At 45.9% G+C, this 17,694-nt stretch carries 14 protein-coding genes and 1 tRNA gene; 13 read left to right on the forward strand and 2 right to left on the reverse strand.

The genetic code is table 11. From position 1 onward, the window contains the following. Nucleotides 1–312: 312 nt before the first annotated feature. The 5 genes from ACHZCY_RS01020 to ACHZCY_RS01040 all read left to right on the forward strand — a co-directional run bounded on the left by ACHZCY_RS01020 (nucleotide 313) and on the right by ACHZCY_RS01040 (nucleotide 5,175). Nucleotides 313–2,013: a potassium channel family protein gene (locus ACHZCY_RS01020; protein WP_319547532.1), complete on the forward strand. Its 1,701-nt coding sequence runs from the start codon at nucleotides 313–315 to the stop codon at nucleotides 2,011–2,013. A gap of 357 nt (nucleotides 2,014–2,370) precedes the next feature. Next, on the forward strand, nucleotides 2,371–2,679 hold the full coding sequence (locus tag ACHZCY_RS01025) for a hypothetical protein (protein ID WP_205222985.1): 309 nt from the start codon (nucleotides 2,371–2,373) through the stop codon (nucleotides 2,677–2,679). A 36-nt stretch (nucleotides 2,680–2,715) separates the two neighbouring features. Next, nucleotides 2,716–2,946, forward strand: coding sequence for a hypothetical protein (locus ACHZCY_RS01030; RefSeq protein WP_319547533.1), 231 nt, complete (start codon nucleotides 2,716–2,718; stop codon nucleotides 2,944–2,946). Between the two features lie 65 nt (nucleotides 2,947–3,011). Next, nucleotides 3,012–3,914, forward strand: coding sequence for a nucleoside recognition protein (locus ACHZCY_RS01035; protein ID WP_232371070.1), 903 nt, complete (start codon nucleotides 3,012–3,014; stop codon nucleotides 3,912–3,914). Nucleotides 3,915–3,978: 64 nt separating this feature from the next. After that, entirely contained in the window at nucleotides 3,979–5,175 is a 1,197-nt protein-coding gene (locus ACHZCY_RS01040; protein ID WP_319547534.1) for an MFS transporter, read from the forward strand. Nucleotides 5,176–5,202: 27 nt separating this feature from the next. Here the strand turns inward: ACHZCY_RS01040 and ACHZCY_RS01045 are convergent, their stop codons facing one another. After that, the gene (locus ACHZCY_RS01045) at nucleotides 5,203–5,949 is read right to left on the reverse strand and encodes an SDR family oxidoreductase (protein WP_205222987.1); all 747 of its coding nucleotides are present in this window, start codon (nucleotides 5,947–5,949) and stop codon (nucleotides 5,203–5,205) included. Between the two features lie 233 nt (nucleotides 5,950–6,182). After that, nucleotides 6,183–6,821, reverse strand: a complete 639-nt coding sequence (gene pdxH / locus ACHZCY_RS01050; protein WP_319547535.1) for a pyridoxamine 5'-phosphate oxidase — start codon at nucleotides 6,819–6,821, stop codon at nucleotides 6,183–6,185. A 207-nt stretch (nucleotides 6,822–7,028) separates the two neighbouring features. Here pdxH and ACHZCY_RS01055 point away from each other — a divergent pair, with 207 nt between their 5' ends. From ACHZCY_RS01055 to clpX, 8 genes are all read left to right on the forward strand, one after another. Continuing rightward, nucleotides 7,029–7,634, forward strand: coding sequence for a TetR/AcrR family transcriptional regulator (locus ACHZCY_RS01055; RefSeq protein ID WP_319547536.1), 606 nt, complete (start codon nucleotides 7,029–7,031; stop codon nucleotides 7,632–7,634). A gap of 17 nt (nucleotides 7,635–7,651) precedes the next feature. Further along, a complete protein-coding gene (locus tag ACHZCY_RS01060; RefSeq protein ID WP_319547537.1) occupies nucleotides 7,652–8,815 on the forward strand; it encodes an efflux RND transporter periplasmic adaptor subunit in 1,164 nt (387 codons plus the stop codon). Further along, nucleotides 8,812–12,108 carry an efflux RND transporter permease subunit gene (locus tag ACHZCY_RS01065; protein WP_319547538.1) on the forward strand — a complete coding sequence of 1,099 codons (3,297 nt, stop codon included), beginning with the start codon at nucleotides 8,812–8,814 and terminating at the stop codon, nucleotides 12,106–12,108. Before ACHZCY_RS01060 ends, ACHZCY_RS01065 begins: the two co-directional genes overlap by 4 nt. 408 nt (nucleotides 12,109–12,516) lie before the next feature. Next, nucleotides 12,517–13,674, forward strand: coding sequence for an MFS transporter (locus ACHZCY_RS01070; protein ID WP_319547539.1), 1,158 nt, complete (start codon nucleotides 12,517–12,519; stop codon nucleotides 13,672–13,674). 389 nt (nucleotides 13,675–14,063) lie between these two features. Continuing rightward, nucleotides 14,064–14,149 (forward strand) — tRNA-Leu (locus ACHZCY_RS01075). An 87-nt stretch (nucleotides 14,150–14,236) separates the two neighbouring features. After that, a complete protein-coding gene (tig, locus tag ACHZCY_RS01080) occupies nucleotides 14,237–15,577 on the forward strand; it encodes a trigger factor (RefSeq protein ID WP_319547540.1) in 1,341 nt (446 codons plus the stop codon). Nucleotides 15,578–15,814: 237 nt separating this feature from the next. After that, nucleotides 15,815–16,417: an ATP-dependent Clp endopeptidase proteolytic subunit ClpP gene (clpP, locus tag ACHZCY_RS01085; protein ID WP_205222994.1), complete on the forward strand. Its 603-nt coding sequence runs from the start codon at nucleotides 15,815–15,817 to the stop codon at nucleotides 16,415–16,417. Nucleotides 16,418–16,419: 2 nt separating this feature from the next. Further along, on the forward strand, nucleotides 16,420–17,691 hold the full coding sequence (gene clpX, locus ACHZCY_RS01090; protein WP_205222995.1) for an ATP-dependent Clp protease ATP-binding subunit ClpX: 1,272 nt from the start codon (nucleotides 16,420–16,422) through the stop codon (nucleotides 17,689–17,691). The last annotated feature ends 3 nt before the right edge of the window (nucleotides 17,692–17,694 follow it).

A 17,694-nucleotide genomic window follows, 5' to 3' on the forward strand; every position in this document is an offset into this window, starting at 1 on the left:
CTTTGGTATTGTTAGTAAAGTATATACCAAGATAGAGCTGGAGAAACTGTCGATTTTTTCTGCATTGAAAGCAAGGTTGTCAGGTAACATTACAAGGTATCCCCAGTTGTTTCAAATGCCTATAAAAACATTGTAAAGTTAAATAGCTCAGAGAAATTTAGAATTTGCAGTGTTTGGCAATTTTCTGGCTAAAAATGTCTGCCCTGTCTACCCCATGGATAATTTAACCAAAAACGGCTAACCTTTACGCGTGGGAATATTACGCTTGGTGTGTTCCTAAGCCGGTAATTATAACACAGTCTTCAGCAATCGATGAAAACCCTAGCAAGCCAACTTATTTTTTTCTTTCGCCATAGAAAGGTACAGCGAAATTTTGCCGTGCTGTGGAAGTTTTTCACCTCTCTTTTTTTTGTTATTTGCCTCTACTCGGCGTTGTTCCACGTGTTGATGATTTATGAAGGGCGTAACTTCAGCTGGATCACCGGCGTCTATTGGACCATGACCGTCATGTCCACCCTCGGTTTTGGCGACATCACCTTTCACAGTGACCTTGGCCTACTTTTTACAATGGTTGTTCTTTTTTCGGGAGTGTTGTTTCTCCTGATTATGCTGCCTTTTATCTTTATCCAGTTTTTTTACACTCCTTGGCTGGAAGCCCAGGAACGTGCTAAGATCCCCAGGGCTTTACCTGCGCATATACACAACCACGTCATCCTGACCAGCTATGATCCTATCACCGCCCGTCTGATTGAGCGGATGGTAAAATATAATATCCCCTATGCCCTGGTGACGCCCGATCATCAGTTGGCCAACGAGCTGCATGATCTTGACTGCCTGGTGGTGATCGGCGAGCCCGACAAACCGAGTACCTACGAAGCACTGCGGATTGCCGATGCCTCTCTGGTGGTGGTCACAAATGACGACCTTATTTCCACCAATATCTGTTTTACTATCAGAGAAGTGGACAAGGTGGTGCCCATCGTTACCAACGCTGACAGGGAACACTCCATCGATATCCTCGAGTTTTCCGGGAACAACAGTGTTTATCAGTTTACGAACATGCTCGGGATCCATTTGGCGAAGAGGACCCAGGGCGTGTGTATGACCGCCAATGTCATAGGCCGATTTGAAGAACTCATGATCACGGAAATGCCGGTCAAGGACAGTGAACTGATTGGCAAGACACTGCTTGAGGCAAACATAAGGAGTCGGACCGGCGTGACGGTGATTGGATTAATGCAAAAAGGCATTTTTAGCCCATCAGCGCCCAGCACCGTCATGTCAAGGGGGACGATACTGGTGCTCTCCGGTACGGTCAATCAACTCAAGGCCTTTGAAGATCTTTTCGGCGGCGAACACCCCCAGACCGCTGAAAACAATCATGTATTGATTCTTGGCGGGGGACGGGTCGGCCTGTCTGCTGCCAAGACTCTGGCTGAACATGGAATTAACTACCGAATAGTGGAAAAACGTCCTCTCAAGATAACTCATCAGCAGGAAGAACAATTTATTGTCGGCGACGCAGCAGACATTAAGACACTGGAAGCTGCGGGTATTAAAACAGCAAGGTCGGTTATCGTGACCACCCACAGTGACGATATGAATATCTACCTGACATTTTATTGCCGACAGCTGCGGCCGGATATTCAGATAATCAGCCGTTCCATCCTCGAACGTAATGTTTCCAAGCTCCATTCGGCAGGTGCCGATCAGGTTATGTCTTATGCTTCCTTGGGGGCAGGAACCATTTTCCAGTTACTCAGACCCAATGAGGTCTCCTTGTTTATTGAGGGGCTTATTGTGTTCAACAGGACCGCCGGTAGCTATTTCCAGGGTCGTTCAATAATGGAGAGCGGGGTAAGGGACAAGACCGGCTGCAGTATCGTTGCCCTCAGGCGAAACGACACTCTCCTCGTCAATCCAGCCCCTGAGACCATTCTCGAAGCAAACGACGAATTGATATTTATAGGTACTGCGGAGAATGAGGAACTGTTCCTGAGGCTCACGCGGTAGATATGTTTACCACCTAAATCCTGCACGTCGAATGTTAGAAAAAATAAATTCTACCTTTAAAAACAACATATTGAGCAGATAATTGATTTGAAGTTCTATTCACTGTTTGGGTGAACCTATTTTTTCTCACCTTCAACGCCCTATCGGGATCGCCAATTTTACCGAATCTGCTACGTTACCGAAGGCTTGAAGTATTTTTATACGTCTGCGCCTCCGGTGCCTAACATCTTCGGCAGGTAGCGTAGACTCCGAAATTGTCAATTGCAGGATTTAGGTACCACTATAACCGAACAGAGCAATGAAAATGCTACCTCTTCCTAAGAACGTAATACTATCCATCGGCTCTCTGACAAAACCATGGCATTGATCAACATTAGTGCTGTTCGCAAAAAAACAATTACCACTCTGATGAAGACCACTCCACCGGGAGGGGTGGCTTTGTTTTCCTATAAGCGGAATAGGTCTGTTGCTCTCATAAGGCAAGATGAAGAGATTTTTTTAATAAAAGAGCATGGTTATATTGTGCAGGAAGTGGTATCCCGTACTGATGGTTTGTCACGTCTGTTAAAGGAAATGATCAAACGAGAATTTCCCCGTAGTCGTAAGGTAAGGCTGGTGAAGTTTAAAGATCCCGCTGAATTGGAAAATCCGCGCCGGAAAATTTAGCGCTTGCTTTTGTAATCATCCGTTTGAAAAAAAGTCATGCTGATAATCCGATGTGCAGCCTGCAAAAGAAAGCTGTGGAGATATGACAAGATAGGGCCCGGTGAAGTCCTTCGTTGTCATAAGGCAAGAATTGAGAGAACCTATGCATTTGTGGAAAAGGACGGCAAGTTGCGATGTGTGTGCGGCAAGCCCATTGGGATTGACAAAGGAAGTTTTTACAAGATGATTGCAAAGGCCTTTACCTACAGTGGCACCAAAAGAAGGTAGATTGCACCAAAAGGCAGCAGCCGGCAGGTATATTCTATATTATTGATTTTACAGTACCGTGTGTTTTGAAAATATTATTCATTGAAAGCCTGCGCTCCTCCATGAGCAGTGCCTGGTTGATTCTTAAGCTGGTGGTTCCCCTTTATATCCTGTCGGATTTTCTGCTTTATTATGACCTCCTCCGCCATATAAGTTTTCTTTTCACACCACTGACGGAGCTACTTCATCTGCCCGCAGAAGCTGCCGTTGCGGTTGCCGGCGGCATGTTACTTAATGTGTACGCTGCAATTGCCTTTGCGGCACCTCTTGGCTTGACAGCCTACCAATGGACAATTCTCGGTATCTTTCTTGGTGTCTGTCACGCGCTGGTAGTTGAAAGTGCAATAATGGCCAAGCTTGGGGTGTCGTACGGTTATTCGATTGTGCTTCGAATTGTTGGTGCTTTTCTTGCGGTGTTGCCTGTTTTATTCCTGCCGCCTTCTTTTTTTGCTGATACTGCTGTTCGCCAGGCGCCGGCTGCCAAGGTGTTGCCTGAGAGTGTGGGGCAGATGCTTGGCGAATCTATTCTGCAAGCCGGGATTCTTTCGCTGAAGATCATTGTGCTTATCAGTGCGATTATTATTTGTATGGATCTACTCAAGGCATCCAAAGTGATCAAAGACCATATGGACAAAGTCAACACTTCGTTTTCCATCATTGTCGGTCAGTTGCTGGGGATAACGTACGGTGCAACCATTTTAATCAGGGAGGCAAGCCAGGGGAACTTATCTCAGCGGGATATATTTTTTATCTCGACTTTTTTGATGATATGTCACTCGTTGATAGAAGACGTGCTGCTTTTTGTTATTTTTGGCGCAAACTTGTGGGTTATTGTTATCGCTCGTTTGTTCACCGCTGTAGTTTTGAGTTATGTATTATTATTTTTAACTCCCAGGTTGTTTTCTTTGGACAGGGTTGTTCGTGCTTGAAAACCAAGGGGTGTGGCCAATTCTCGGCTGGTAAAAGAGCCTGGAGAAAATCAGGAGGAGCTTGGTGTACCTGTTAAACAAAATGCGGCTATACAGTCCGCTACCGGCAATTTATTTTTGTACTGTTGTCACCTTTTGTTCTTTGTATGCGGCCCAGCCGATTCAACCTGTTTTTCAGCAGGAGTTCGGGCTTACTTCCCTGCAGGCTATTTTGTTTACTACCTTGATGATGATGCCCCTTGGCATTGCCCCTTTGTTTTATGGCATTCTTTTGGAGTCGTTTTCCGCTCGACTCCTTGTTCGGTCGGCTATTTTAATTCTGGGCCTACTGGAATTCGTCTTCTGTATAACAGATAGCTATCTGCTGCTGCTCTCCATCCGAGGGGTGCAAGGGATGGTGATTCCAGCTATTTTGACCTCTCTTGTAAGCTATATATCATTTACTTCAACAGCCGAACAGATGCAGGCTGCGATTGCCCGCTATATTGCGGCGACAATTATCGGTGGTTTTCTTGGTCGCCTTTTATCTGGTTTTTTTACGGATCTCTTTGGTTGGCGGTTTTTTTTCTTTGTCCTTGGGGTCCTGTTAGTGTGGGGCTTTTACCTGCTTCGTAGGCTGGAAAAAGATGCTAACCTGCAGTATTCAAAGCCGAACTTGGGTGAGGCACTTGGAATTATGCGCCAGGCGCGCTATTTCTGGCTGTATAGCGCCATTTTTTGTGTGTTTTTTGTTTTTGCCGGAGCGCTGAACTTTCTCCCTTTTGCCCTAAAGAGTATTAATCCTGCATTTCGGGAAACGGGTATCGGCATTATGTATAGCGGGTATGTGATGGGGGTGGTCGTTTCCTTAAATGTACGGCGGATTATCCGGTTTTTTGGTAGCGAGACCAGGGCTGTCAGTGCCGGGATACTGTTGTACGGGGTAGGGGCTGCCGGGTTTATGATTACCAATTACCAGAGTATGTTCCTCTGTATGTTTGTCTTTTGTACCGGGATGTTTACCGCACATTCCATTTTGTCCGGTTATGTCAACACGCTTTCTCAAGGGAAAAAAGGGATTGCCAACGGCCTTTATATCTCTTTCTATTACATGGGCGGGACCATAGGCTCTTTTGCCCCGGGAATCATTTACAGTTATTTCGGGTGGCAGGTATTTTTGGGTAATCTCTTGTTGGTACTGTGTTTTTGTCTGTTTTGTGTGTTCAGACTCCAGCAGAGTGTGGCCAACTTTCAGGAAGAGCAGCTCACCCTGTCTCCCTGAACATAGAATATACTTGTTGGTAAGGCATCAGCCTGCTATGCCACCGTTTACGTAGAGGTTTTGCCCGGTAATCCATGCCGCATCATCACTCACAAGCAGGGCCACGGCACCGGCAACATCTGCTGGAGTACCTATCCGGTTAAAAGGTGACATTCCTGCCATCTGCGCAATCTGTTCTTTGCTCTTGCCTGCTCTAAAAAGCTCTGTATCAACCGGGCCGGGAGAAATGGCGTTGACGGTAATGTTTTTTTCGCCCAGTTCCCTGGAAAGAACTCGCGTTACCTGGTCCACAGCCCCTTTGCTTGCAGCATACAAGCCATACCCCGGCATCATGATTTTGGTGACCGTGGTTGAGATGTTGATGATCCTGCCGCCGGGAGATAGTTTTTTTGCTGCCTGTTGGCAGGCAAAAAAGACACTCTTAACATTGGCGGCAAATAAAAGGTCGTATTCCTCTTCGCTGACCTGTTCAATCGGTTTGGTAAGCAGGATGCCTGCGTTGTTGACCAGGATGTCGATTTTTTCCAGTTTCTCCAGGGTCTGGTCAAAGAGGTGCTCCAGTTGCCCCACATCCCTCACATCTGCCTGGATTGCGATAGCCTTACCTCCGGCCGTGTTTATCAGGCTGCAGACTTCTTGAGCTTTTGTTTTGCTTTGGTTGTAGTTGATAACCACTGCGGCGCCCATTTGTGCCAGCTTGCAGGCTATCTCCCGGCCAATGCCGCGTGAGGATCCGGTGATGAGGGCGATTTTTCCAGCAAGGGGTGTGTCCATGAGCATCCTCCAGTTATGAGTCTGATTTACTTTCTTTTTGTCCAATCTTTCTGTTCAATCTCTGAGCCTGTTGATTTACGGCCTTTTTGCCCGATCTCCGTGTTATATGAAAAAATAATCCTTAGAGCCCCACTATCAATTACATGCCTGTGTTTATGGTGTCGCTATGCCTCGATCTTGAACGAAAATCCCAGCCAATCAATAGGTTCGGTTGTAGGGGGGCAGGGGGGAAGTTATGGAGCCAGGCGATCTATCGTCCACAATCCTGCTTCATCTTTTGTATACAGGAATCTGTCGTGCAAGCGGCTGGTTCTTCCCTGCCAAAATTCTATACTTTGCGGCTCAACCCGGTAACCTCCCCAGAAATCGGGGAGCGGTATTTCACCCTGCAGGAATTTGTTTTTTGCTTTTTCCAGTTCTGCCAGTAAGAGGTTACGCGAGGTGATGATGGAGCTCTGGTTGCTGATCCAGGCTCCGAGCTGGCTCTCTCTGGGGCGGCCGGCAAAATATCTTGCCGATTCAGCAGGGGATACTTTTGCAGCAACGCCAATGACAGTCACCTGCCGTTCTAGCGGTATCCATGGGAAAAGCAAAGATACGTGGGGGTTTTCAGCCAATTCTTTTGCCTTTCTGCTTTTGTAATTCGTAAAAAAAACAAAGCCATTCATGTCAAAGAGCTTAAGCAACACTGTTCGTAGGCTTGGGTGGCCTGCAGCGTTTGCAGTAGCAAGCGACATCGCATTAGGTTCCGCAATGTTCTTGTTACATGCATCATTGAACCAGAGCTCAAATTGTTTAAACGGGTCCGGATGAAGCATGTGTTTTTGTAACACCGGACTTTTGTAATCTTTGCGGAAGCCTTTGATATCCATGGTAAGCCTTTTTATTCGTTGTCTTTTTCTCACTGATAGGTCTTTTCTTGAGAGCGGTCAACTGAAATGTTGCTTTTGAAGTGAGTAACAGCCTAATTTTGTATGCAAATTAAAATTTCGACCGCGGTCGAAATTTGCTTGCTCTTTTGTTGACATGTGGTATTACAGCGACCTAAAACGTCACGATACCTTAAAACAGAAGAGACTATGTCTGGACGACGAGAAGAAAAAAAACAGTTAACCCGTCAGGCAATCCTGGATGCCGGTATGCGGCTCTTTAGCGTTAAAGGGTATAAGAATACAAGTATTACCGATTTGGCTGTTGAGGCAGGAATTGGTAAAGGTACCATTTACTCCTACTTTACAACCAAGCAGGAGATCTTTTTAGCATTCTGCCGAGAACAACTCTATCTGATCAACCAGGATATAGTCCTTTCTGCAAGCTGTGAAGACCATGTGGTCGACCAGATGATGGCGGTTTTTACCGGCACCTTTCACTTTATAAAACAGGATAGGGAATTTGGACGGCTTATGCTGCGTGAGTCTTTTTTCCCAACTGAACATAATCTGGAACAATCTCAAAAAATAGAAAACCTCTATATAGATATGCTTGTTCCTATCCTTCAACGTGGCCAGGAACGTGGTGAATTACGCTCTGAACTCGATCTCATTCTGGTTATAGGTCATTTTTACGGTCTATTTCTTATCACCATATCAGCGTGGTTTACTGAGCGGCTCGCATCAGGTGATGATTTTCTCGAGACATTAAAAACAATGTTTTATCAAACCATGTATGGCCTTGCACCTGCATGAGTAATGGAGAGTGATGCATGGATAGTAAAAAGAATCCCAAAACATTGTCTGCAGATCCCAAACGATCCGGGCTCCTTTTCTTCATATGGAATAATTTGCCTCGGCTTGCATTGGTTATCTTTATTGCAGTCATTCTTTCCCTTTTTGGCACCATAGGCGAGAAAAAAGCCAAACTGGAAGCCGCAAAAAAAGAGGAGCATGTTGACCGAAAAAAATTAGTTAACGCTATTTTGCTGCAGCTTCAACCGCGTACCATTCATGATGTGATTAACCTGCCGGGGACGATTGAGCCGTGGTCCACGTTAGAGCTTATGGCCAAGGTCCAGGGGGCCATTGTTGAGGTGTTGGTGGAAGAGGGTGACTCGGTGCAGGTCGGCGATGTGCTGGCACGGATAGAGGAAGATGACTACCGTATCGCCCTTGATGCTGCTAAGGCCGCATATACCCTGGCAAAGTCCGAGTTTACCAGGAACCAGGCCATGCTGAAAAAGCGAGTCATCCCTTCGGCGAGCCTGGAAACCAGTGAAACGGCACTGCTCAAGGCGAAAACGGACCTTGAAAGGGCTGAACTGGAGTTGTCCCGTTGTACTATTACGGCCCCTATTGACTGTGTGGTCAAGCGAATAGATGCTAAGGTCGGCGCCTTTTTGAATGTTGGCGATCCTTTGGCCCAGTTGCTTCAGCTGGACCGGGTAAAAGGGGTGGTAGGGATACCCGAATCTGATGTGGCGGCCGTACGAAAAGTGCAACAAGTGGATATAACCATCAGCGCACTGGACAATAAGCATTTCATGGGTAAAGCCCATTTTTTCGCACCAGCGCCTGAGACAACAGCCTATCTTTATCGGTTTGAACTAGCCCTGGAAAATGCAGAGCATGAAATTTTACCCGGCATGTTCCTCCGGGCTAATATCATTAAAGAACAGGTTGATAATGCCATTATGGTTCCTCTGTATGCAATAATAAGCCGCAGTGACGCCCAGTATGTCTATGTGGTTGATGGTGACGAGGTGCGCAGGCAACCTGTGGAACTGGGAATTATCGAGGGATGGCAGATTCAAGTGACCAAGGGATTATCGAGCGGTGATAAAATACTTATTGAGGGGCACCGTGACGTGGAAGATGGACAGCAGATCAACATCGTGAAAGTAATTACTGATCCTGCCGAGCGTTTGTTATGATCATATCTGATACTGCCGTAAAAAAGAGCATAACGGTTGTCGTTCTGGGCGTACTGATTTTAGTGTTCGGTACCTACTGTTATAAAGTGTTACCCCGTGAAAGTGACCCTGATATAACCATTCCCAATGTATTTGTTTCTACCAACTACAGGGGCGTGTCTTCCACGGATATTGAAACCTCGGTTACCATTGAGATTGAAAAGAAGCTCAAAGGGTTGGACGGATTAAAAAAGCTGCAATCGGTGAGCACCGAAGGCGCCTCCAATATAAATGTTGAATTTGTGACAGGGACTGATATTGATCAGGCCCTGCAGGATGTTAAAGATAAGGTTGATGAGGCCATGGGCGATTTGCCCACTGACCTGGACGAGGATCCCTCGGTTTTTGAGGTCAACTTCTCCGAAATGCCTATCGTGGTTTTTTCTCTTTCCGGAACCTGTGGTCTTCCTTGCCTGAAAAAAATTGCTGATGACCTGGAAGATGATATCGAGGCCGTTACCGGTGTGCTCGAAGTGGATGTTACCGGTGGGTTGGAGCGTGAAATCAGAGTTGAGGTTTTTCCGGAAAAGCTTGGATATTATGGTCTCACTTTTAATACGCTGCAGCAGGTCGTTCAGAGCGAGAATAAAAATACCTCCGGCGGCGCTATTCGGCTGGGTTCAGGTCGTTTCCTGTTACGGGTACCTGGAGAATTCAAAACACCTGAAGAAATATATTGGCTGGTGGTAGGGATTCATAACGGTGAACCTGTTTACTTAAAAGATGTGGCCAGAGTGGTCGACAGTTTTAAGGAGGAGGCCAGCCGCGCTCGCCTGGACGGTAGAAGTGCCGTTAACATAGCTATAAAAAAGCGTTCTGGTGAAAATATTATAGATATCAGCCGCGAGGTTGATCGAATAATCACTGAACGGCAGCAGACCTGGCCTCTGGGAACCCAGATAACCAAGGTCATGGACAAGGCCAAAGATATTGAACAAATGGTTGCCGACCTGGAAAATAATATTTTATCCGGTCTTGTTTTGGTGGTAATTGTTATTTTCTTTGCCATGGGGATTCGTAATGCCATTCTGGTCAGTATGGCTATTCCGTTTTCCATGCTACTGACCTTCATTGTGCTCTATGTTATGGGAGTGACGCTGAATATGGTTGTATTGTTCAGCCTGACCCTGGCACTGGGGATGTTGGTTGACAATGCGATCGTCATTGTTGAAAATATTTATCGTTTTATGGAGCAGGGGGCCTCGCGGGTTGAGGCGGCAATGAAAGCCACCTCAGAAGTTGCTTACCCTGTGATTGGCTCGACATTGACAACCCTGGCAGCTTTTTCGCCAATGCTTTTCTGGCCTGGCATTATGGGTGAGTTTATGAGTTATCTGCCACTCACCCTCATTGTGACGCTTAGCTCAAGCCTTTTTGTTGCCCTGGTCATCAATCCGGCACTAGCTTCTCTTTTCATTAAAGTAAAGGGTGATATAAAGCAACCGGCAGCAAACGGCGCTTCTTTTGAGCAGCCTGTGTCGCTGGATTCCCCATTGTTGAAGGGATATTCAAAGGTACTTCGATTTGCACTGCACAAGCCGTTTGTTATTATTGGATTTTCCATCTGTGTTTTAATTCTAATGGTGCAGGGCTGGCTGTTGGTGATAGGGCTTGAAAAACCGGTGGAGTTTTTTCCAGAGATAGATCCCAAGGGGATGTATGTCAATGTTGATGTGCCTGAAGGGGCGGACCTGGATTACATTGACCGGGTGATGAAGCGGGTTGAAATGGCGGTGGCCGGTGCTGATCAGCAAGCTATTGCTGCCGATAGCTTTAATCATGACGATTATGTGCAATCCCTGGAACCCAAGGAATATGTGGACGCTTCAGGAAAAAAATACTTTGGCCCCAGTGATCTGGAAAATATTAAAAACCTTTACATCAAAGGTGTGGTGACCGCTGGGCCTGGATCAGCCTTTGATCCAAATTCACCCAACCATGTAGGGGTTCGGTTTATCGATTTAAAGGATCGGCACCGCTCTACCCACGAAACCGTGGATGATATTCGAGAGCGGGTCAATGACATTGCCGGTGGGAAAATTACCATTGCCATGGAGGAGGAGGGGCCTCCGACCGGGGCGCCCATTAATATAGAGATTGCCGGTGATAATTTTCAGGTGCTTGGAGGGCTGGCCAAAAAAATTAAAAATATTCTTGCCGATGTTCCCAACGTCAAAGATGTCCGGGATGATTTTAGTGAGGGAACACCATCTGTAAAAGTGGTCATTGATCGGCAAAAGGCGGCCCTGTTTGGGTTAACAACCGATGCCATTGGGTTTGCCTTGAAAACCGCTTATAACGGACTTGATGTATCGTCTTACAGGGAAGGAAGTGATGATTACGATATTACTGTTCAGCTGGCTGAAGGTGATCGGAAGGTAGTCGATGTGCTCAACGAGCTGATTATTCCCGCTCCAACGGGTGTGTTGGTGCCGCTATCAACCCTTGCCAAATTTCAATTTGCAGGTTCTTTCGGCGATATTACGCGAATAAATAACGAAAGGGTGGTCACTGTAAAGGCCAATGTTGATGAAACCAAGACCACCGGCCCCGTTATACGGGCAAAGGCCGAGGAGCTGTTGGCGGCACTCCATTTGCCTTCAGGATATTCGGTAAAGTTTACCGGAGAATTTGAGTTTCAACAGGAGTCGGAAGCATTCCTGACCAAGGCTTTTATTATTGCCCTGCTGCTTATTTTTCTTATCCTGGTGGCGATGTTCAACTCGGTTGGTCAGCCGTTTTTGATAATGAGCTCGGTTATGCTCTCCCTGGGAGGTGCATTTCTCGGCCTGATGCTGTTTAAGCAGCCTTTCGGCATCATCATGACCGGTGTCGGTGTTATTTCTCTTGCCGGCGTAGTGGTTAATAATGCTATTGTTCTTATTGATTACACTAACAAGTTGTTGGAAAGAGGCTTTTCACTCAAAGATGCCGTTATCTCTGCAGGTGCAACCCGATTACGACCAGTCTTGTTAACCGCTGTAACAACGATTCTCGGCCTGGTGCCGATGGTTACCGGTGTCTCTTTTGATTTTCACCTGTTGGCTATCTCATGGGTGAGTGAATCGAGCCAGTGGTGGCGTTCCATGGCTGTGGTGGTTATTTTTGGTCTGGTTGTGGCTACCTTTTTGACCTTGATTGTGGTTCCGACCCTCTATTATCTGCAAAAGCGTATCATTGCCCTGTCCGGCGAGTTTCGACAGGTCGTGCATGATAAATATTGGGGTGTGTTTGATAAACTGACTGGACACTAACCCGGCTTTCTCATGAAATTTTTGATTTCAAACTTAAGTAATTGATATTATTGCTTAATGAGTAATTGCATAATTGAAAGTCTGTTTTTTGTTTTAAATCAAAAATTTCCCCCTTCGGGTCAATAGATTTTTCCGCAGGATCTGCGTTACAAACCACTTGTGGCAATTTACTACCGGAGTCTTCGCTTACCTGCTGCGCGGCTTGTGCCTTGCCCTGCGAAAACTTTATTGATGAGAAATCCGGGTTAAGACCTGAGCTTCATTCAGCGCTATTGGGACAGGGCTTTTTTTTGAGTATCCCTTATTATACGGTCTCGCAGTTAAATATTTATAATAAAAAACAAAAGTGGTATCCTCTCTCCGTATAGAGTCTGGAACAGCCGATTGCAAAATGCTTACGAGGTGGTAGTGGAAAAACAAATTCTGGTAACAGTACTGTTTACCGTATTTACCGCCATGCTGGGGGTTGGAATCATTATTCCGGTGATGCCTCTTTTTGCCACCGATCTGGGCGCAACCGGTTTTACCCTAGGTTTTATCATTGCTGCTTTTTCAGTAACCAGAGGGGTGCTGCAGCCTGTAGTCGGCAATTGGTCTGATGCGTGGGGTCGCAAGGGGTTTCTGATGGCCGGCCTTGCAATTTTTGCCATTGTCGGCCTACTGGTCCCCAAGGCGACCAGTGTTCTCGATCTTATTTTTATTCGATCTTTTCAGGGAGTAGGATCTGCTATGATTATCCCCATTGCCATGGCCTACATGGGGTCGTTAGCTCCAGAAGGCCATGAAGGTCGTTACATGGGGTATTTGAATATAGCCTTGTTCTGCGGGATAGGATGCGGCCCTGTTATCGGTGGGGCCGTTGCCGATCAGTGGGGTTTATCTTCGGTTTTTTATGTAATGGCGGCGCTAAGCGGCTGTGCCCTTACTTTGGTAATCGTCAATATGCCGTATAACACGCAGCATGAGTCAACCGGTCCGCTTGGCCTCTTTCGTAGTCTTGGCAAGATGGTTGGGCGTCGAAAAACCATGGGTATGTTGATTGCCAGATTTTCTACGATGATTATGATGGTACCTACAATGGCTTTTTTACCACTTCTTGTGAGCAGCCAGCACAAGGCAACGGGCATGCAGATCGGGCTGATTATTGCCTGTCGAACACTGGTAAATGCTCTGTTGCAGGTGCCTTTTGGTAAATTGGCTGACCGCCACAGCAAGGTTTTACTGTTGGTGATCGGCTGTTCGTGTATGGGCGCTGTTATCCTCGCCATTCCTTCGGGCCGGTCAGTATCCATGATGGTGGTACTGTATATGCTTCTTGGTTTAGGAGAAGCTGTTATCTGGCCTGTTCTAGGAGCACTAGCCACAGAAGAAGGACGTGCCCATTATGGGCAGGGAACGATGATGGGGGTTTTTAATCTGGCCATGAGTGCAGGTGTTTTCTCCGGCGCTATCTTGGCCGGAGTTTCCATGGATGTATGGGGAATACAGTGGGCTTTTTACGTCAGCGGTGCAGCTGTTCTTATTTTCACCTATCTTGGGGCCTATATGATAAGCACGGCCACCTGATACGGAATTCGGCACCGACCCGATTGTCGCATGGCCATTGTGTGACTTTACTACATTGGTTGCTTTTTTTTTGTTATGCGAAGTCAAAGAGAGCTGCATGTTTTCGCATGGTTGCTGAATGTTTGTGAGATCCGCTAAGTCTTTCTGGCTATGAATAGAGGTTTATTGGTGGAAACATTGAAGCTGACGCAACCTGAACTGATGAAAAATACGGGTTAAAACGTTGGCAACGCTTTTTTACCGGAAAGTATATCGTAACTCTTTACCACGTCTAAATTTAACCAGCGGAATTTACAGCCTAACTTCTTAAAGTTGTTGTGAAACTATATTTTTTTGATAATGCACTACTTGACGTGTGCAACTATGTTGATTATTAGTACTCGGTTAACGCGAAAGTGGCGGAATTGGTAGACGCACTGGATTTAGGATCCAGCGAGCATAGCTTGTGGGGGTTCGACTCCCCCCTTTCGCACCATCTGTAAATAACGCGAACAAAATATCGCTGATCATTATAAATTATCCTGTGAACTAATATGACAGGACAACAAAGGAACTGCAGTCCATGGAAATCGTAGTCGAAAATGTCTCTGATTTGACCAAAAAACTGACCATTACCCTGCCTAAGGAACTCGTACGTAAGAACCTTGACAAGGCCTATAACAAGGTAAATAAGGACGTTTCACTCAAAGGGTTTCGTAAGGGTAAGGTGCCACGGACTGTATTGGAGAAAAATTTTAAAGAGCAGGTTCAGGCTGAAGTCGGCGAACAACTTGTACAGGAAACCTACTTTGACGCTATTGAGCAGGAAAAAATAGAACCCGTAGTACATCCTGAAATTACAGAGCATTCCTTCCCGGAAAGCGGAACATTTGTTTATGTGGCAATGGTTGATGTAAAACCGGAATTCGATCTTTCCCAGTATAAAGGGATTGATGTCGAAAAGCCCGTGACCAAGGTTTCGGACGAAGAAGTCAATATCGAGATTAAAAAGTTGCAGCGTGAAAATGCGGCTCTGCAAACAGCTGAAGAAGGACACGGTATAGCTGTGGACGACATGGCTGTTGTCGATTTCCAAGGTTTTCATAATGGCAAAGCCATGCCGCAGGTACGTAATGAGGACTACAGTGTAGATGTAGGACTTAATAAACTTGGAGAAGAGTTTGAAGAGAAATTGATCGGCCTGAAGAAGGGCGATAAAACACTCTATGAAATTGACTTTCCCGGAGATTACCCGAATCCAATCCTTGCTGGTAAAAAAGTAGAGTTCAAGGTTGAAGTGAAAGAGGTGAAAGTGCGGTTGATGCCTGAACTCGATGATGAGTTTGCTAAAGATATCGACGAGAAACATGCTACCATCGATGACTTGAAAGCTGAGATCAGGAAAAATCTTGAAAAGGCCAAGGAAGAGACCATGCAGGGAGATCTCGATGACCGGCTCATGAATAAACTTATAGAACTCAATGAGTTTGAAGTTCCTGAGCGCCTTGTTAAATTCGAGATTCAGGAAATGCTCAAGCAGACCGAGGAAAATCTCAAGCGAAGCGGCCTTAGTTTCGAATCGGCTGGAATTAATCTGGAGCAACTGGTCGAGTCGAATCGTGAAATTGCAGTGAAAAGAGTGAAAGGCGATTTCTTGCTTAAAAAAATAGCGGAAGTTGAGGATATTAAGGTCGTAGATGAAGACATTCAGCGCGGATATCAGCGTATTGCTGATCAGTACAACATGACCGTTGATGAGGTTAAGGGGTACTTCAAACGCCGTGAGGAAATCCTGCCTTTTATGAATGAACTGCTGAATGAAAAAATTCTTGGCTACTTGCGTGACGCAGCTAACCTGATTGAGGTGGATGAAGTCACTGACGGAAAGGCAGAGGAAGCTGTTGAGGTAAAAACAGCAGAATAAATGAGTCTGTTAATTTACTAGGGTTTTCGTTCAAGGTCAGGTAAGCGCAGACTCCGAGGCATGCTTAAAAAATAACCACAGGCATATGGTTGATATTCCGAGGATTATTTTTTCAGCATAACGAGGTAAGCGCTAGACTCCGAGAGATAGGGCGAAAAGACAGTAAATCAACGGGCTCATAAATTGGCCTTTTGCTTCTGCCTCTAAACAGATGTACCGTATTTTGGAGATACTCGTATGAATTTGGTTCCAATGGTTGTGGAACAAAGCCCACGTGGTGAGCGGGCTTTTGATATATATTCACGCCTCTTAAAAGAGCGTATTATTTTTTTGGGATCACAGGTAAACGATGAAGTTGCCAGTGTTATCATTGCGCAGTTACTTTTTCTTGAGGCAGATGATCCGGATAAGGATGTAACTTTTTATATCAACTCACCCGGTGGTGTCGTCACTGCCGGGATGGCTATCTATGATACAATGCAATACATTCGTTGTGATGTGGCAACTCTCTGCATGGGACAGGCCGCTTCAATGGGTGCGCTGCTGCTTGCCGCTGGGGCGGCGGGTAAGCGCTTTGCATTGCCTAATTCCCGCATTATGATTCATCAGCCCATGGGTGGCTTTCAAGGGCAGGCAACTGATATTGATATCCATGCCAGGGAGATCCTGCGCATGCGAAAGGATCTCAACTCTATTTTGGCTCACCATACCGGTAGGACAATGAAAAAAGTTGAGGCTGATACAGAAAGAGATAATTTCATGAGTGCTGAAGAAGCATGTAAATATGGGATTATTGATAAAGTGTTGACCAGTCGTGAGGAAATCGACGGGGAGAAATAATAGTGAGTGAAGAATTCCATGATGAGCATGGAGGCAACTGTACCTGTTCGTTCTGTGGAAAAAGCCAGGAGGAAGTAGGTAAGCTGATTGCAGGGCCTAATGTCTATATCTGCGATGAGTGCATTGACCTCTGTAATGAAATAATTGTTGATTCCGCTGGTGAGGAAGAAATCACCACTGACGCAGAAAAGGTAGTGCTTAAGCCAAAGGAAATAAAAGCACACCTTGATGATTACGTCATCGGCCAGGACTATGCTAAGCGAGTGTTGTCAGTGGCTGTGCATAATCACTACAAGCGTATTGATGTGGGTCCGGTTAATGAGAAGGACAGTGTTGAGTTGCAAAAATCAAACATTATACTCATTGGCCCGACCGGTAGCGGTAAAACTCTTGTTGCGCAAACTTTGGCCAGGGTCCTTAATGTTCCTTTCACTATAGCTGATGCGACCACGCTGACAGAAGCCGGCTATGTGGGTGATGATGTCGAAAATATCCTGGTCAGTCTCCTTCAGGCAGCTGATTACGACATTGATCAGGCAGAGCGCGGTATTATTTATATCGATGAAATTGATAAAATTGCCCGAAAGTCTGATTCCGCATCTCTTACCCGTGATGTTTCCGGTGAAGGCGTGCAGCAGGCACTGTTGAAAATCATCGAAGGTACAACCGCTTCAGTTCCTCCTAAGGGAGGAAGGAAACATCCTCAGCAGGAATTGGTACGTATTGATACCACCAATATACTTTTTATTGTTGGCGGAGCCTTTGTCGGTCTGGATACAGTGATAAAAAGGCGCACCGGCACGAAGGCAATCGGCTTTGGTGCTAAAGTCGTCAGCGATTCTCATAAGAGTGTTGGGGAAATTTTAAGCGGTATCCAACCTGAAGATCTGCTTAAATTTGGTCTGATTCCAGAACTTGTCGGTCGGCTGCCCGTTATTGCCACCATGGAAGAATTGGTTGAAGAAGACCTGATACGTATTTTAAAGGAACCTAAAAATGCCCTGACCAAGCAGTATATGAAACTGTTTGACCTGGAAGGGGTTAAACTGAGATTTACCGAAGGGGCTTTGGATGCTATTGCTAAAAAGGCCTTGGAGCGAAAATCAGGGGCCCGAGGATTACGTTCTGTTATGGAGGAAGCCATGTTGGAAGTCATGTATGAACTTCCCTCTGATAAGAACGCTATAGAATGTGTGATTAACGAACAGGTGATTACCGAAGGTGAGTATCCTGTTATCTTGTACGATAATTCAGAAAATAAAAAGAGTGCCTGAGCA

Source organism: Desulfogranum marinum, assembly GCF_963675105.2.
Classification (GTDB): Bacteria; Desulfobacterota; Desulfobulbia; order Desulfobulbales; family Desulfobulbaceae; genus Desulfogranum; species Desulfogranum marinum.